The 14,915-nt window shown below is 61.0% G+C and carries 11 protein-coding genes; 8 read left to right on the top strand and 3 right to left on the bottom strand.

The window, feature by feature from the left end; all coding sequences use genetic code 11:
- Window positions 1-440: 440 nt before the first annotated feature.
- Both L8K08_RS25140 and L8K08_RS25135 read right to left on the bottom strand, forming a co-directional pair.
- Window positions 441-1,817: an L-serine ammonia-lyase gene (locus L8K08_RS25140; protein WP_242200627.1), complete on the bottom strand. Its 1,377-nt coding sequence runs from the start codon at window positions 1,815-1,817 to the stop codon at window positions 441-443.
- A 51-nt stretch (window positions 1,818-1,868) separates the two neighbouring features.
- A complete protein-coding gene (locus L8K08_RS25135) occupies window positions 1,869-2,021 on the bottom strand; it encodes a hypothetical protein (protein WP_178119641.1) in 153 nt (50 codons plus the stop codon).
- 210 nt (window positions 2,022-2,231) lie between these two features.
- Between L8K08_RS25135 and L8K08_RS25130 the strand changes: the two genes are divergently transcribed.
- The 3 genes from L8K08_RS25130 (at window position 2,232) to choV (ending at window position 5,266) form a co-directional block, all read left to right on the top strand.
- Window positions 2,232-3,179 (top strand): choline ABC transporter substrate-binding protein, encoded by a 948-nt coding sequence (locus tag L8K08_RS25130; protein ID WP_145157577.1) that lies wholly within the window; start codon window positions 2,232-2,234, stop codon window positions 3,177-3,179.
- A 66-nt stretch (window positions 3,180-3,245) separates the two neighbouring features.
- A complete protein-coding gene (choW, locus tag L8K08_RS25125; protein WP_242200625.1) occupies window positions 3,246-4,091 on the top strand; it encodes a choline ABC transporter permease subunit in 846 nt (281 codons plus the stop codon).
- Window positions 4,088-5,266 carry a choline ABC transporter ATP-binding protein gene (choV, locus tag L8K08_RS25120; protein ID WP_106575606.1) on the top strand — a complete coding sequence of 393 codons (1,179 nt, stop codon included), beginning with the start codon at window positions 4,088-4,090 and terminating at the stop codon, window positions 5,264-5,266. The genes choW and choV overlap by 4 nt, the downstream gene beginning before the upstream one ends.
- Window positions 5,267-5,454: 188 nt before the next feature.
- Here the strand turns inward: choV and L8K08_RS25115 are convergent, their stop codons facing one another.
- On the bottom strand, window positions 5,455-7,389 hold the full coding sequence (locus tag L8K08_RS25115) for a BCCT family transporter (protein WP_242200749.1): 1,935 nt from the start codon (window positions 7,387-7,389) through the stop codon (window positions 5,455-5,457).
- A 391-nt stretch (window positions 7,390-7,780) separates the two neighbouring features.
- On the opposite strand from L8K08_RS25115, the gene betI reads away from it, so the two are divergent.
- The 5 genes from betI (at window position 7,781) to L8K08_RS25090 (ending at window position 14,756) form a co-directional block, all read left to right on the top strand.
- Entirely contained in the window at window positions 7,781-8,374 is a 594-nt protein-coding gene (betI, locus tag L8K08_RS25110; RefSeq protein WP_145157581.1) for a transcriptional regulator BetI, read from the top strand.
- A gap of 110 nt (window positions 8,375-8,484) precedes the next feature.
- Complete coding sequence (gene betB, locus L8K08_RS25105; protein ID WP_106575609.1) at window positions 8,485-9,957, top strand: betaine-aldehyde dehydrogenase; 1,473 nt, start codon at window positions 8,485-8,487, stop codon at window positions 9,955-9,957.
- A 141-nt stretch (window positions 9,958-10,098) separates the two neighbouring features.
- Window positions 10,099-11,802 carry a choline dehydrogenase gene (gene betA, locus L8K08_RS25100; protein ID WP_242200623.1) on the top strand — a complete coding sequence of 568 codons (1,704 nt, stop codon included), beginning with the start codon at window positions 10,099-10,101 and terminating at the stop codon, window positions 11,800-11,802.
- Window positions 11,803-11,997: 195 nt separating this feature from the next.
- The gene (locus L8K08_RS25095; RefSeq protein WP_242200619.1) at window positions 11,998-13,440 is read left to right on the top strand and encodes a TldD/PmbA family protein; all 1,443 of its coding nucleotides are present in this window, start codon (window positions 11,998-12,000) and stop codon (window positions 13,438-13,440) included.
- Complete coding sequence (locus L8K08_RS25090) at window positions 13,440-14,756, top strand: TldD/PmbA family protein (RefSeq protein ID WP_242200617.1); 1,317 nt, start codon at window positions 13,440-13,442, stop codon at window positions 14,754-14,756. The genes L8K08_RS25095 and L8K08_RS25090 overlap by 1 nt, the downstream gene beginning before the upstream one ends.
- Window positions 14,757-14,915 lie beyond the last annotated feature (159 nt).

Raw genomic sequence — 14,915 nt, 5'->3', positions numbered from 1 at the left:
GAAAGGAGAGGCTTTGAATTGATAGAGCAAATGCCATGCCTAAAATTGAATGGCCATTCAATAACTCCTGAAAACGACCTGATGACGCGTCTATATAAGCCCGCGTAAGGAGTGCGGGATAGGCCCCGAAAAGGCCGCTGGAGTGAGCCTGCTCACGGGGTGTGAGCAGATCGGTAGCACTTGTGGGAAGGCGCTTTGAGCGCGTGGGAAAAGTCTGTCACCGCACGCACAGGTGACGGGTGGTCGGGCGAGGAATCGTCTGAGGGCTACTTGTCTGTTTGCGACGCGCTAAAAGGTGGCGCTTTTGGGGCCGGGTGTTCACTTTATGAGCAGTGTTGGACGGACTACCGCTATCGGGGGCAAGCCCCCTCCCACCTTTTGAATTGTGAATACCTTCAAGTGTGGGAGGGGGCTTGCCCCCGATTAGCCGCAACTCGGTCTCAGCACTCGACAGCACTCACCGCCAACCCGCCCCGCGAGGTTTCCTTGTACTTGTCGTGCATGTCCGCGCCGGTATCGCGCATGGTGCGGATCACCCGGTCCAGGGAGATAAAGTGCTGGCCATCGCCACGCAGCGCCATCTGCGCCGCGTTGATGGCTTTTACCGCGGCAATCGCGTTGCGCTCGATGCACGGCACTTGCACCAGCCCGCCCACCGGGTCGCAGGTCAGGCCGAGGTTGTGTTCCAGGCCGATTTCGGCGGCGTTGCACAATTGTTCCGGCGTGGCGCCAAGGATTTCCGCCAGCCCCGCCGCGGCCATGGCGCACGCCGAACCCACTTCACCCTGGCAGCCGACTTCGGCGCCGGAAATCGAGGCGTTCTTTTTGCACAAAATTCCCACGGCCGCCGCGCTGAGCAAATAGTCGACCACGTTGGCTTCGGTCACCTCGTCGCTGAATTTCATGAAGTAGTGCAGCACCGCCGGGATGATCCCCGCCGCGCCATTGGTCGGTGCGGTGACCATGCGCCCACCCGCTGCGTTTTCCTCATTCACCGCCAGGGCGAACAGGTTGACCCACTCCATCGCGCTCAAGGTCGAGCCAATCACATTCGGCTTGTTCAACTCCTGCAAGCTGCGGTGCAACTTGGCGGCGCGGCGCCGCACGTTCAAACCACCGGGCAGGATGCCTTCGTGCTTGAGGCCCTGCTCCACGCAATCCTGCATGGCGCGCCAGAGTTTCATCAGGCCGCTGCGGATTTCTTCTTCGCCGCGCCAGGTCTTTTCGTTGGCCAGCATCAACTCGGCCACGCGCAGGTTATGGGTTTTGCACAGCTGCAACAGCTCTACAGCGCTGGAAAAATCGTACGGCAGCTCGGTGCGGTCCATATCCGCCACGCCGCTTTGCGCCTGGGCCTGGTCCACCACAAAACCGCCGCCGACCGAATAGTAGGTATCGCGGTGCAGCTCGCCGTCATCGCCGAACACCACAAGGGTCATGGCGTTAGGGTGAAACGGCAGGTTTTCGTCAAGCAGGCGCATGTCGCGCGCCCAGACGAAGGGCACCGGCAGGCGGCCGTCGAGCAAGAGCGTGTCGGTCTCGCGCAGGGTATGAATACGCAGGCCGATGTGCGTCGGGTCGATTGCGTCCGGCCATTCGCCCATCAGGCCCATGATGGTGGCGGTGTCGCTGCCGTGGCCGATGCCGGTGGCCGACAAGGAGCCGTACAGCTGAACTTCAACGCGCCTGACCTGTTCCAACAGTTCACGTTCACGTAATGCCTGGACGAACAACGCCGCGGCGCGCATGGGGCCGACGGTGTGAGAACTAGAAGGCCCGATGCCGATCTTGAACAGGTCGAAAACACTGATAGCCATTGCGGTAGAACTCCTCGATAAGCACGGCCAGGCTTGAACGAGGTGCTACGCTCAGATCGCCCAGATGGCGGCATCATCAAGCTTTTGCTTGCCCTCACGGCGTCTCACACCGACGTAACCATGCTCACCAACGCCGCCCTCGTGCGATCGGGCGTTTTGGCCGTTTTTAGCGGTGCAGATCGGTAAAAACTGCGGTTTTGCCATTGGAAAAACCTGTAAGCGACGTCACCGACACTGGATACGACCATCCCTGTACTGGATACGACGCCCCCTGTAGGCGTCAGATTTTCACTGGTACATGATCAGTCTCGACTCGTTTGCAAGGCACCGTGCCGTCGCCTCGATGCACGCCCCAACCGCAACACATATAAAGCGCGGCGAATGCCGCCAGAAAAGACACAGGAGTCTACCCCGATGAAAGGTTCACCCTCGTTGTTGTTGGCCGCCATGCTGAGTCTGCCAGTTGTGGCACACGCTGCAGAACCGGAACAGTGCAAGACCGTCAACTTCTCCGATGTCGGCTGGACCGACATCACCGTCACGACCGCGACCACCAGCGAAGTCCTCAAGGGCCTGGGCTACAAGCCGCGCACCACGATGATTTCGGTACCGGTGACTTACAAGTCACTGGCCGACGGCAAGAACATGGACATCTTCCTCGGCAACTGGATGCCGACCATGGAAAACGACATCAAGCAGTACCGTGATGCCGGCACCGTGGAAACCGTGCGCGCCAACCTGGAAAACGCCAAATACACCCTGGCGGTCCCGGAGGCGCTGTACAACAAGGGCCTGAAAGACTTCGCCGACATCGTCAAATTCAAGGATGAACTGGGCGGCAAGATCTACGGGATCGAGCCGGGTAACGACGGCAACCGCACCATCCAGACCCTCATCGACAAAGACGCCTTCGGCCTGAAAACCGCCGGCTTCAAAGTGGTCGAGTCCAGCGAAGCCGGGATGCTCTCGCAAGTGGAACGCGCCTCCAAGCGTGACCAGGCCATCGTGTTCCTGGGCTGGGAACCGCACCCGATGAACACCCGCTTCAAGATGAAGTACCTGACCGGCGGTGACGACTCGTTCGGCCCCAACTACGGCCAGGCCACCATCTACACCAACGTTCGCAAGGGCTACACCCAGGAATGCAGCAACGTTGGCCAATTGCTGAAAAACCTGTCGTTCACCTTGAACATGGAAAGCACCCTGATGGGTAACGTCCTTGACGACAAGATGAAGCCTGACGCCGCGGCCAAAGCCTGGCTGAAGAAGAACCCGCAAGTGCTCGACACCTGGCTGGCCGGTGTGACCACCGTGGATGGCAAACCCGGTTTGGAGGCCGTCAAAGCTTACCTGGACAAGTAATCGCTGACCCCGGGCCGGTGCGCTGGCCCGGGATGTTTTCCCCTTCGCATGTGGACATTCACTACCATGCTGACTGAACATAAAATCCCACTAGGCCAGTACATCGCTGCCTTCGTCGAATGGTTGACCCAACACGGTGCCAACTACTTCGACGCAATCGCATCGACCCTGGAAACGATGATCCACGGCGTGACGTTTGCGCTGACCTGGTTCAATCCGCTGGCATTGATCGGTCTGATTGCGCTACTCGCTCACTTCATTCAACGCAAATGGGGCCTGACGGTGTTTGTCATCGCCTCCTTCCTGCTGATCCTGAACCTGGGGTACTGGCAGGAAACCATGGAAACCCTCGCGCAGGTGCTGTTCGCCACCCTGGTCTGCGTGGTCATCGGCGTGCCGCTGGGCATTGTTGCCGTGCACAAACCGATGTTCTACACCCTGATGCGGCCGGTGCTCGATCTGATGCAGACCGTGCCGACCTTCGTCTACCTCATCCCTACCCTGACCCTCTTCGGGCTGGGTGTGGTGCCTGGGCTGATTTCCACGGTGGTGTTCGCGATTGCCGCGCCGATCCGCCTGACCTACCTGGGCATCCGTGATGTGCCGCAAGAATTGATGGACGCCGGCAAGGCCTTTGGCTGCTCGCGCCGTCAGTTGCTCTCACGCATTGAACTGCCCCACGCCATGCCGAGCATTGCCGCCGGCATTACCCAATGCATCATGCTGTCGTTGTCGATGGTGGTGATCGCGGCCCTGGTGGGCGCTGACGGCCTCGGCAAGCCGGTGGTCAACGCACTCAACACCGCCGACATCGCCCTGGGCTTTGAAGCCGGCCTGGCTATCGTGTTGCTGGCCATCATGCTCGACCGCATCTGCAAACAACCCGACGCCAAAGTAGGGGGTGATGCATGAGCATTATCCGATTCGACAATGTCGATGTGATCTTCTCCAAAGACCCGCGCGAAGCCCTCAAGCTGCTCGACCAGGGCATGCACCGCAACGAAATCCTGAAAAAGACCGGGCAGATTGTCGGCGTTGAAAAAGCCAGCCTGGACATCGAGAAAGGCGAGATCTGCGTGCTGATGGGCCTGTCCGGCTCCGGCAAGTCGAGCTTGCTGCGCTGCATCAACGGCCTCAACACCGTCAGCCGTGGCCAACTGTTTGTGGAGCATGAAGGTCGCCAGATCGACATCGCTTCATGCACGCCGGCCGAGCTGAAAATGATGCGCACCAAGCGCATCGCCATGGTGTTCCAGAAATTCGCATTGATGCCGTGGCTGACGGTGCGTGAAAACATCAGCTTCGGCCTTGAGATGCAGGGCCGTCCGGAGAAAGAACGCCGCGCGCTGGTGGATGAAAAGCTCGAACTGGTGGGCCTGGCCCAATGGCGCAACAAGAAGCCCGACGAGTTGTCCGGCGGTATGCAGCAGCGCGTCGGCCTGGCCCGCGCGTTGGCGATGGACGCCGATATCCTGCTGATGGACGAACCCTTCTCCGCCCTCGACCCGCTGATCCGCCAGGGCCTGCAGGATGAACTGCTGGAGCTGCAACGCAAGCTGAGCAAGACCATTGTGTTTGTGAGCCACGACCTGGATGAGGCGCTCAAATTGGGTAGCCGCATCGCGATCATGAAAGACGGCAAGATCATCCAGTACAGCGTGCCGGAAGAGATCGTGCTGAACCCGGCGGATGACTATGTGCGCACCTTCGTCGCGCATACCAACCCGCTGAACGTGCTGTGCGGCCGTAGCCTGATGCGCACGCTGGACAACTGCACGCGGGTCAACGGCTCGGTGTGCCTCGATCCGGGCGGCGATTCCTGGCTGGACCTGGCCGAAGGCAACACGATCCAGGGCGCCCGCCAGAATGGCGCGGTGATGAACCTGCAGAACTGGGCACCGGGGCAAGCCGTGGAAGGGTTGGGCCGGGTACCGACGCTGGTGGATTCCAATATCGGCATGCGCGATGCATTGCAGATTCGTTATCACACCGGCAACAAGCTGGTGCTGCATAACAACAACCAGGTGGTGGGGATTTTGGGGGACAGCGAGCTTTACCATGCCCTGCTAGGCAAGAACCTGGGCTGACAAACACTGCACATCTCAATGTAGAAACTGGGTCAATGTGGGAGGGGGCTTGCCCCCGATTGCGGTGTATCAGTAACAGAAGTACTGACTGACACATTGCTATCGGGGGCAAGCCCCCTCCCACATTTAGTGCTGTTTACATATTTGGACTCAGTGGTGTCGGTGAGGACACCACCCGTCTTCAACTATCAGCTATAGACACGGCCAAGGAGCTGCCGATGGCTTTCAAACTGATCGAGCACGTCCCGGGTGATCTGTTCCTGGGCAAAGCCCATCAGGTCGTACTCTTGAGGTCCGTTGTGCAGGTAGACCTCGGCCCGGTAGTAACGCGTGCGCTCTTCTTCAGGCAAGTCGCTCGGTGCCGACGAGTAAGCATCCAGGCTCACCTCATAGACAAACGGGTTGCCCTCTTCCATCTCGATGCGCACACCGATGCAACGCTTGGATTTGCCCAACAAGGTCTGCACTTCCAGCCCTTGCTCACGCAACGCCGTCGCCGCCTCTTCCAACGCCGGCGTGACATGCTTGTCCATAAAGCGCTGCACGGTGGCCTGGCTCGGTTGCAGGTCCAGCGCGGTCAGACGCTCGCTGAAACCACGGCGGCCACGCTCAGCCAATTGCGCTTGCTCCTGTTCGATGGCCACGTCCTGGCGCATGGCCTTGTGCAAACCGAACATGAACAGAATCAGCACCACCGAAAACGGCAGCCCCGCCAGCACCACCATGGTTTGCATGGCTTCGAAGTTGCCGGCAAACAGCAGGCCGATGGTCACCAGGGTGATCACGACCGACCAGAAGATCCGCAGCCAGTGCGGCGCATCTTCGTCCACATTGCCGCCTTTGCACGACAGGTTGGCCATCATCACCGCGCCGGAATCCGCCGGGGTCAGGAACAACACAAAGCCCACGAAGATCGACACGCCGATCACAATTTTCGACGCCGGGTAATGCTCCAGCAATTGGTAGATGGCCATCGACGGTTGTTCCAGCGCCGTCTTGCCCAACTCCACGGCACCGTGGTTGAGCACCAGGTCCAGCGCCGAGTTACCGAAGATCGACAACCACGCCAAGGTGAACCCCAGCGGGATCAGCAGCACGCCGGCCACCAGTTCACGCACGGTGCGGCCACGGGAAATACGCGCGATGAACATGCCCACGAATGGCGCCCAGGAAATCCACCAGGCCCAGTAGAACAGCGTCCACAGGCCCATCCAGCGCTCGGTCTTGTCGGCGTCGCCTTCGTACACATACAGGTCGAAAGTTTTCAGCACGATACCGTTGAGGTAGTCACCGGTGTTCTGCACCAAGCCATTGAGCAGGTGCAGGGTCGGGCCGAACAACAGCACAAAGATCAGCAAGCCGCTGAACAGCACGATGTTGAGGTTGGACAGGCGGCGAATGCCGTTCTCCACACCCGACACGGCGGCGATGGTCGCCACGGTGCTCATCACGATGATCACGATCAACAGGTTGGTGTTGCTGTGCGCCATGCCGAACAGGTTTTCAAGCCCCGACGACACCTGCATCGCGCCAATCCCCAGGTTGGTCACCAGGCCCAGCAGGGTCACGAACATGCCGAAGCCGTCCACCGCGTGGCCGGCCGCGCCCTTCACCCAACGCTCGCCCACCAGCGGGTACAACGCCGAACGCAAGGCCAGCGGCTGGTTATGGCGATACGCGAAGTACGCCACGGCCAGGCCGACCAAGGCATAGATCGCCCAGCCGTGCAGGCCCCAGTGCAGGAACGTCAGTTGCAGCGCCTGGCGTGCCGCGCTATTGCTGGCAGCCGCGCCTTCGGGCGGGTTGAAGTAGTGGTCCAACGGCTCCGAGGCACCGAAGTACAACAGCGAGATGCCGATGCCCGACGAGAACAGCATGCCGGCCCAGGCGCCGTAGCTGAAGTCCGGGGTGTCGTCCTTGCTGCCCAGTTTCAACTTGCCGTAGGACGAAAACGCCAGGCCGACCACAAACACCAGGTAGGCAGCGATGACCACCATGTAGTACCAGCCGAAGCTTTTCGACAGCCACGCCTGTGCTACGCCGAGCATGCGCCCGGCCTCCTGCGGGGCGATGATCAGAATGGCGGTCAACAATAGAATGAGCGCGGTGGAGGTGTAGAACACCCAACCGTTGACCCGGACCTTTTCCGGCGGGGTCTTTATAAGAGAGGCAGAACTCATGGCGCAGATGCTCCGGGCAGTGCGAGAGAGAAACACAAGGCAACGGTTATCCCGGGACATCGATTTTTCGGCAGTCGACGGACGGGTGTTATAAAGACACCCCGAAAATTCTTGAGCCGCGCCGAAGCAGCGGCCAGGCCCTGATACGGCCTGTTTCAAGGGTTTTTGCAGGTGTCAGAGGCAGTGGCTCACAGGTAGGAAATATCTGCAGGTCGCGACCATTTGTCGCAGATCTTATTCTTTGTTGATTGAACGTTCAATCAAAACAAAATAGACTGGCCTTCAAGCCGACGGACGTTTATCGCCCAACGGCAGGCCTAAGGAGAGGTGCTACATGCCCAAGGTCGGTATGCAACCCATACGCCGCCAGCAGTTGATCGAAGCCACCTTGACGGCCATCGATCAGGTCGGAATGGGAGATGCCAGCATTGCGCTGATCGCCCGTTTGGCCGGCGTCTCGAACGGCATCATCAGTCACTACTTTCAGGACAAGAACGGCCTGATCGCCGCGACGATGCGGTACTTGATGAATGTGCTGATCGAGAACGTCCACGAACGCAGGCAAGCGCTGAAGGACGACAGCCCACGGGCGCACCTTCGGGTGATCATCGAGGGCAACTTCGACGCCAGCCAGGTCAACGGACCGGCAATGAAAACCTGGCTGGCCTTCTGGGCCACCAGCATGCATCACCCGTCATTGCACAGGTTGCAGCGGATCAACGATCAACGTCTGTATTCCAACCTGTGCTGCCAGTTCCGCCGAGTGCTGCCGCTGCCGCACGCACGCAAAGCAGCCAGAGGACTGGCGGCCCTGATCGACGGTTTGTGGTTGCGCGGCGCCCTGTCGGGAGACGCTTTCGACACGGAGCAGGCGCAACGGATCGCTTACGAATACATGGATTTCCAATTGGCCAAGCAGGTGAGTTAGAGCACACATAACCGCTCAACCCCTGAACGTCTGCCGCTCAGTGTTGCCAGAAACCCCATGGCTCACCGGCGGCGGGTAACGCCAACCACTTATGCACTTGCGAGGACTTTATGGCCCGTTTCGAACTGCAAAAACTCTACATTGACGGCGGCTACAGCGACGCTGGCAGCGATGCCACCTTCGAAGCCATCAACCCGGCTAACGGTGAAGTTCTCGCCCAAGTGCAACGTGCTACCAAGGAAGACGTTGAACGTGCCGTGGTCAGCGCCGAAAAAGGCCAGAAAATCTGGGCCGCGATGACCGCCATGGAGCGTTCGCGCATCCTGCGCCGTGCCGTCGACATCCTGCGCGAGCGCAACGATGAGCTGGCCGCGCTGGAAACCCTGGACACCGGTAAAGCCTTCTCCGAAACCCAATACGTCGACATCGTCACCGGCGCCGACGTGCTGGAATACTACGCAGGCCTGGTGCCGGCCATCGAAGGCGAGCAGATCCCGCTGCGCGACACGTCGTTCGTCTACACCCGCCGCGAGCCGCTGGGCGTGGTGGCCGGTATCGGCGCGTGGAACTACCCGATCCAGATCGCCCTGTGGAAATCCGCACCGGCCCTGGCTGCCGGTAACGCGATGATCTTCAAACCAAGCGAAGTCACCTCGCTGACCACCCTGAAACTGGCCGAGATCTACACCGAAGCTGGCGTGCCGGCTGGCGTGTTCAACGTCCTGACGGGCAGCGGCCGTGAAGTCGGCACCTGGCTGACCGAGCACCCGCGCATCGAGAAAGTCTCGTTCACCGGCGGCACCGACACCGGCAAGAAAGTCATGGCCAGCGCTTCGAGCTCCTCGCTCAAAGAAGTCACCATGGAACTGGGCGGCAAGTCGCCGCTGATCGTGTTCGAAGACGCCGACCTGGATCGCGCGGCCGACATCGCGATGATGGCCAACTTCTACAGCTCCGGCCAGGTCTGCACCAACGGCACTCGCGTGTTCGTGCCTAAGCACCTGCAGGCGGCCTTCGAAGCCAAGATTGTTGAGCGTGTTGCGCGCATCCGCATCGGCGACCCGCAAGACGAGAACACCAACTTCGGCCCGCTGGTCAGCTTCGCCCACATGGAAAGCGTGCTCGGCTACATCGCCAAAGGTAAGGAAGAAGGCGCCCGCGTCCTGTGCGGCGGCGACCGTCTGACCGATGGCAACTTCGCCAAAGGCGCCTACGTGGCCCCGACCGTGTTCACCGACTGCACCGACGAGATGACCATCGTCCGTGAAGAAATCTTCGGCCCAGTGATGAGCATCCTCACTTACGAGACCGAAGAAGAAGTGATCCGCCGTGCCAACGACACCGACTTCGGCCTGGCTGCTGGCCTTGTGACCAAAGACCTGAACCGCGCTCACCGCGTGATTCATCAGCTGGAAGCGGGTATCTGCTGGATCAACGCCTGGGGCGAATCCGACGCCAAGATGCCGGTCGGTGGCTACAAGCAATCCGGTGTGGGCCGTGAGAACGGCATCAGCTCGCTGAACAACTTCACCCGCATCAAATCGGTACAGGTTGAGCTGGGCGACTACGCCTCGGTGTTCTAACACCCGAGCGTTGTATTGCCTGCGAGGCCTCATCGGGGGCAAGCCCCCTCCCACATTTGAAGGTATTCACAATTCAAATTGTGGGAGGGGGCTGCCCCCGATGAGGCCCGACCTGACCACACTTCAAAGAGGGTGCATCCAATGTCCCAAGAATACGATTACATCATTGTGGGTGCCGGCTCCGCCGGTAACACCCTGGCGACCCGTCTGACCGAAGACGAAGGCGTCACCGTCCTGCTGCTGGAAGCCGGCGGCCCGGATTACCGTTTTGACTTCCGTACCCAAATGCCGGCCGCGCTGGCGTTCCCGCTGCAAGGCCGCCGCTACAACTGGGCCTACGAAACCGATCCAGAGCCGCACATGGACGGTCGCCGGATGGAATGCGGTCGCGGCAAGGGCCTGGGCGGCTCCTCGCTGATCAACGGCATGTGCTACATCCGTGGCAACGCGATGGACTACGACAACTGGTCGAAGCTGCCAGGTCTGGAAAACTGGACTTACCTCGACTGCCTGCCGTATTTCCGTAAAGCCGAAACCCGCGACATCGGCCCGAACGACTACCACGGTGGCGAAGGCCCGGTCAGCGTGACCACGCCGAAAGCCGGCAATAACCCGCTGTTCCACGCCATGGTTGAAGCCGGCGTGCAGGCCGGCTACCCGCGCACCGAAGACTTGAACGGCTACCAGCAAGAAGGCTTCGGCCCGATGGACCGTACTGTCACGCCTAAAGGCCGTCGCGCCAGCACCGCACGCGGTTACCTGGACACAGCTAAAAAGCGTTCGACCCTGACCATCGTCACCCACGCCCTCACCGACAAAGTCTTGTTTGAAGGCAAGCGTGCCGTTGGCGTGCGTTACCTGATCGGCGCTGCCGAAGAGCGCGTTGAAGCCCGCGCGCGCAAAGAAGTATTGGTGTGCAGCGGCGCAATCGCTTCGCCGCAACTGCTGCAACGCTCCGGTGTGGGCCCGGCCAAACTGCTCGAAAGCCTCGACATCCCGGTGGTTCATGACCTGCCAGGCGTCGGCGAAAACCTGCAGGACCACCTTGAGCTGTACCTGCAATACGCCTGCACCCAACCGGTGTCGCTGTACCCGTCGCTGCTCTGGTACAACCAGCCTGCGATTGGTGCCGAGTGGCTGTTCAACGGCACCGGCATCGGCGCCAGCAACCAGTTCGAGGCCGGCGGTTTTATCCGTTCGCGTCCGGAATTCGAATGGCCGAACATCCAGTACCACTTCCTGCCGGTGGCGATTAACTACAACGGCAGCAACGGTGTGAAAGAGCACGGGTTCCAGGCCCACATGGGTTCCATGCGTTCGCCAAGCCGTGGCCGCGTGCAATTGAAGTCGAAGAACCCACGGGACTACCCGAGCATCCTCTTCAACTACATGGCCACTGAGCAGGACTGGCAGGAATTCCGTGACGGCATCCGCCTGACCCGTGAAATCATGCAGCAGCCGGCGCTGGACCCCTACCGTGGCCGCGAAATCAGCCCGGGTATTGAAGTGCAAACCGACGAGCAACTCGACAAGTTCATCCGCGAGCACGCCGAGACCGCGTTCCACCCATCCTGCTCGTGCAAGATGGGCACCGACGAGATGGCTGTAGTGGATGGCGAAGGCCGTGTGCATGGCATGCAGGGTCTGCGCGTTGTGGATGCGTCGATCATGCCGATCATCACCACCGGCAACCTGAACGCGCCGACGATCATGATCGCCGAGAAAATCGCCGACAAGATCCGTGGCCGCCAACCGTTGCCGCGCAGCACCGCCGACTACTACGTCGCAGGCGATGCGCCGGTGCGTGGCAAGCCGATGCGTGAAGTCGGCCCGACCGCGCAGTAACTGATACACCGCGGCGCTCCTATCGGGGGCAAGCCCCCTACCACACTTGATCGGGTGCACAGGGTCAAAATGTGGGAGGGGGCTTGCCCCCGATAGGGCCCGACCAGACGCTGCAAAACCTCTTTCCTTGATCAGCTCCCAGCCCAGGCCTACTCTGTTGCCTGCCCGCGATGAGCCGCCCACAAGGAAGGCCCCATGTTCGATCACCACGCCACTCTCAAAAAGCACTTCAGTGCCCTGCGCACCCGCGCCGAATTTTTCTCGCTGCGTTACGTCCGCGAATCCGGCCAATACCTGTCGGTCCGCAAGAACGTCGCCGAGCCACCACACCTGAACCACGACGAGGGCGCCATGCTCACCGTGCGTCTCAACGGCGTGGAAGCCTACGCCGCTACCAACGACATCTCGCTTGCCGGCCTGCAAGCCGCCCTTGAGCGCGCTGAACAGCAAGCCCGGCGGATCTTGCCCCACGCCCTGCTCGACCTGCACACGCAGCCGGTCTCCAGTGACGTCGCCGACTACCTGTCACCGGACCTCGACCAGCCCTTCCCGTCCTTGAGCGACTGCTACCAATTGTTGGGCGATGAGTCTGCCAGCGTGCCCAAGGACGAGCGCCTGGTCAGCTGGGAAGTCAGCCTGGGCACCACCCGTGTGGAGCAGATCTACCTCAACAGCGCCGGTGCCGAACTGCGCCAGGCTCAGCGTTTCGTCTACCCGGGCCTGAGCGTCACCGCGTTTGACGGCAACGACAGCCAGACCCGCACCCTGGGCGGCACCAACTTCGGCCAGCAAGGCAGTGCGAACGTGATTCGCCGCTTCGGCCTGGCCGGCGCCGCCCGCCAGGTGGCCGACGAAGCCCTGCAACTGCTGCTCGCGCCCAACACACCCAACGGCCCGCGCGACCTGCTGCTGATGCCCGACCAGATGATCCTGCAGATCCACGAGTCCATCGGCCACCCGCTGGAACTGGACCGCATCCTGGGTGATGAGCGCAATTACGCCGGCACCAGCTTTGTGAAGGCCAGCGACTTCGGCCACCTGCAATACGGCTCACCGCTGCTCAACGTGACCTTCGACCCGGACATCCCCGAGCAGCTCGCCAGCTACAGCCATGACGACGACGGCACCCGCGCCACCAAGCAGTTCCTGATCCGCGATGGCCTGCTGCTCAAGCCGTTGGGCGGCGCGCTGTCGCAATTTCGCTCGGGGCTCGGCGGGGTCGCTAACAGCCGCGCGTGCAGCTGGAACCGCGCGCCGATCGACCGCATGGCCAACTTGAACATCGAGGCCGGCGACAAAACCCAGGCCGAGCTGATCAGCGGCATCGAGCACGGCATTCTGATGAGCACCAACCGCTCATGGTCCATTGATGATGCGCGCAACAAGTTCCAGTTCGGCTGCGAGTGGGGCCAACTGATCGAAAACGGCGAGCTTAAAGGCGTGGTGAAGAACCCCAACTACCGTGCAATTTCTGCGCAGTTCTGGCGCAAGCTCAGCGCCGTCGGCGACGCCAGCACGTTCAAGGTGTTGGGCACGCCGAACTGCGGCAAAGGCGAGCCCAACCAGGTGATTCGCGTGGGTCACGCGTCACCGGCGTGTGTATTCAGTGATGTCGACGTATTTGGGGGAGATGCCTGATGAACAACTTCAAGGCACTGGTGGACTGGCTCAAGCAGGCCATCACCGACCAGGAACAATTTCACCTCGGCTACGCAGACGAATCATCCGAGTTCGTACGCTTCAACCACGCCCAGGTGCGCCAGGCCGGCCAGGTGCAACAGGCCAGCCTCAACCTCAAGCTGATCAACGACGGCCGCCACGCCGACCTCGGCATTACCTTGGCCGGTGAGCCGGAACTGGACCGCCAGCGCCTCGCCGATGGCCTGCAACAGTTGCGCGAAACCTTGCCTTTGCTGCCACAGGACCCGTACCTGCTGCTGAACCACAATGCCTGGCAAAGCCATAACGAGCAGCTACGACCGCTGCCGGAACTGGCCCAAGTGCTGGAAGACATCAGCCAGGCCGCAGAAGGCGTGGACCTGGTCGGCTTTTACGCTGCTGGCCCGATCACCCGAGGGTTCGCCAGTTCGGACGGCGCGTTTGGCTGGCATCAGGCCAACAGCTTCAACTTCGATTTCAGCCTGTTCCACGCCAACGGCGAAGCGGTCAAAGCCAGCTACGCCGGGCACACCTGGGACAGCGCCGAATTCAGCGCACGCTTGCAGCAGGCTCGCGAGCAACTAGAGTTTCTTGGCCGCCCACTGCACAAGCTCGCCCCCGGGCAGTACCGCGCCTACCTCGCCCCCGCGGCGCTGGAAGAAATCATCAGCATCATCACCTGGGGCGGGTTTTCCGCTCAGGCCATCGCCAGCAAAGCCAGCTCGTTGCAAAAGCTGTATGCCGGTGAGCAGTCGTTGAGCCCATTGGTCAAAGTCGATGAGCAGATCAGCGGCTCGCTGAGCCAGGCGTTCTCCACCGAAGGCTACCCGCGCGGGGACGTGACGCTGATTAACGCGGGCAAGGCCGAGGGCCAGTTGATCAACTCGCGCAGCGCCGCCGAATACGGCCTGAGCACCAACGGCGCCAGCAGCGACGAGTCGCCCAGCGCCTTGCAGATGGCGGCGGGCGGCCTCGCCCAGGCCGATATCCTCAAGCAGTTGGGTACCGGGCTGTACATCAGCAACCTGTGGTACCTGAACTATTCGGATTTGCCGGCCGCCCGCCTGACCGGCATGACGCGCTTTGCCACGTTCTGGGTGGAAGACGGCGAGATCAAGGCGCCGGTCAGCACCATGCGCTTTGATGACAGCGTCTACAGTTTGCTCGGCTCGCAGCTCGAGGCGCTGACCGCTGAGCGTGAGTTGCTGTTGTCGGCCAGTACGTATAGCCAGCGCAATACCGCGTCCAACTTGTTGCCAGGCGCCTTGGTCAAACGCCTGACTCTCACCTTATAAGCACTGCGACCCCCCTGTGGGAGCTGGCTTGCCTGCGATAGCATCACTGCGGTGTCACTGATACACCGAGGTGACTGCATCGCAGGCAAGCCAGCTCCCACACTGTTCTGTGCTCGTTCCTTACACCCTCGTTTAGCTCCTTCCTACCGAAAAATCCCA

It is taken from the genome of Pseudomonas sp. TREG-RG-20F-10-E-6-01 (assembly GCF_022662455.1).
Taxonomy (GTDB): Bacteria; Pseudomonadota; Gammaproteobacteria; order Pseudomonadales; family Pseudomonadaceae; genus Aquipseudomonas.
This window is presented reverse-complemented; position numbering and strand designations above follow the sequence as displayed.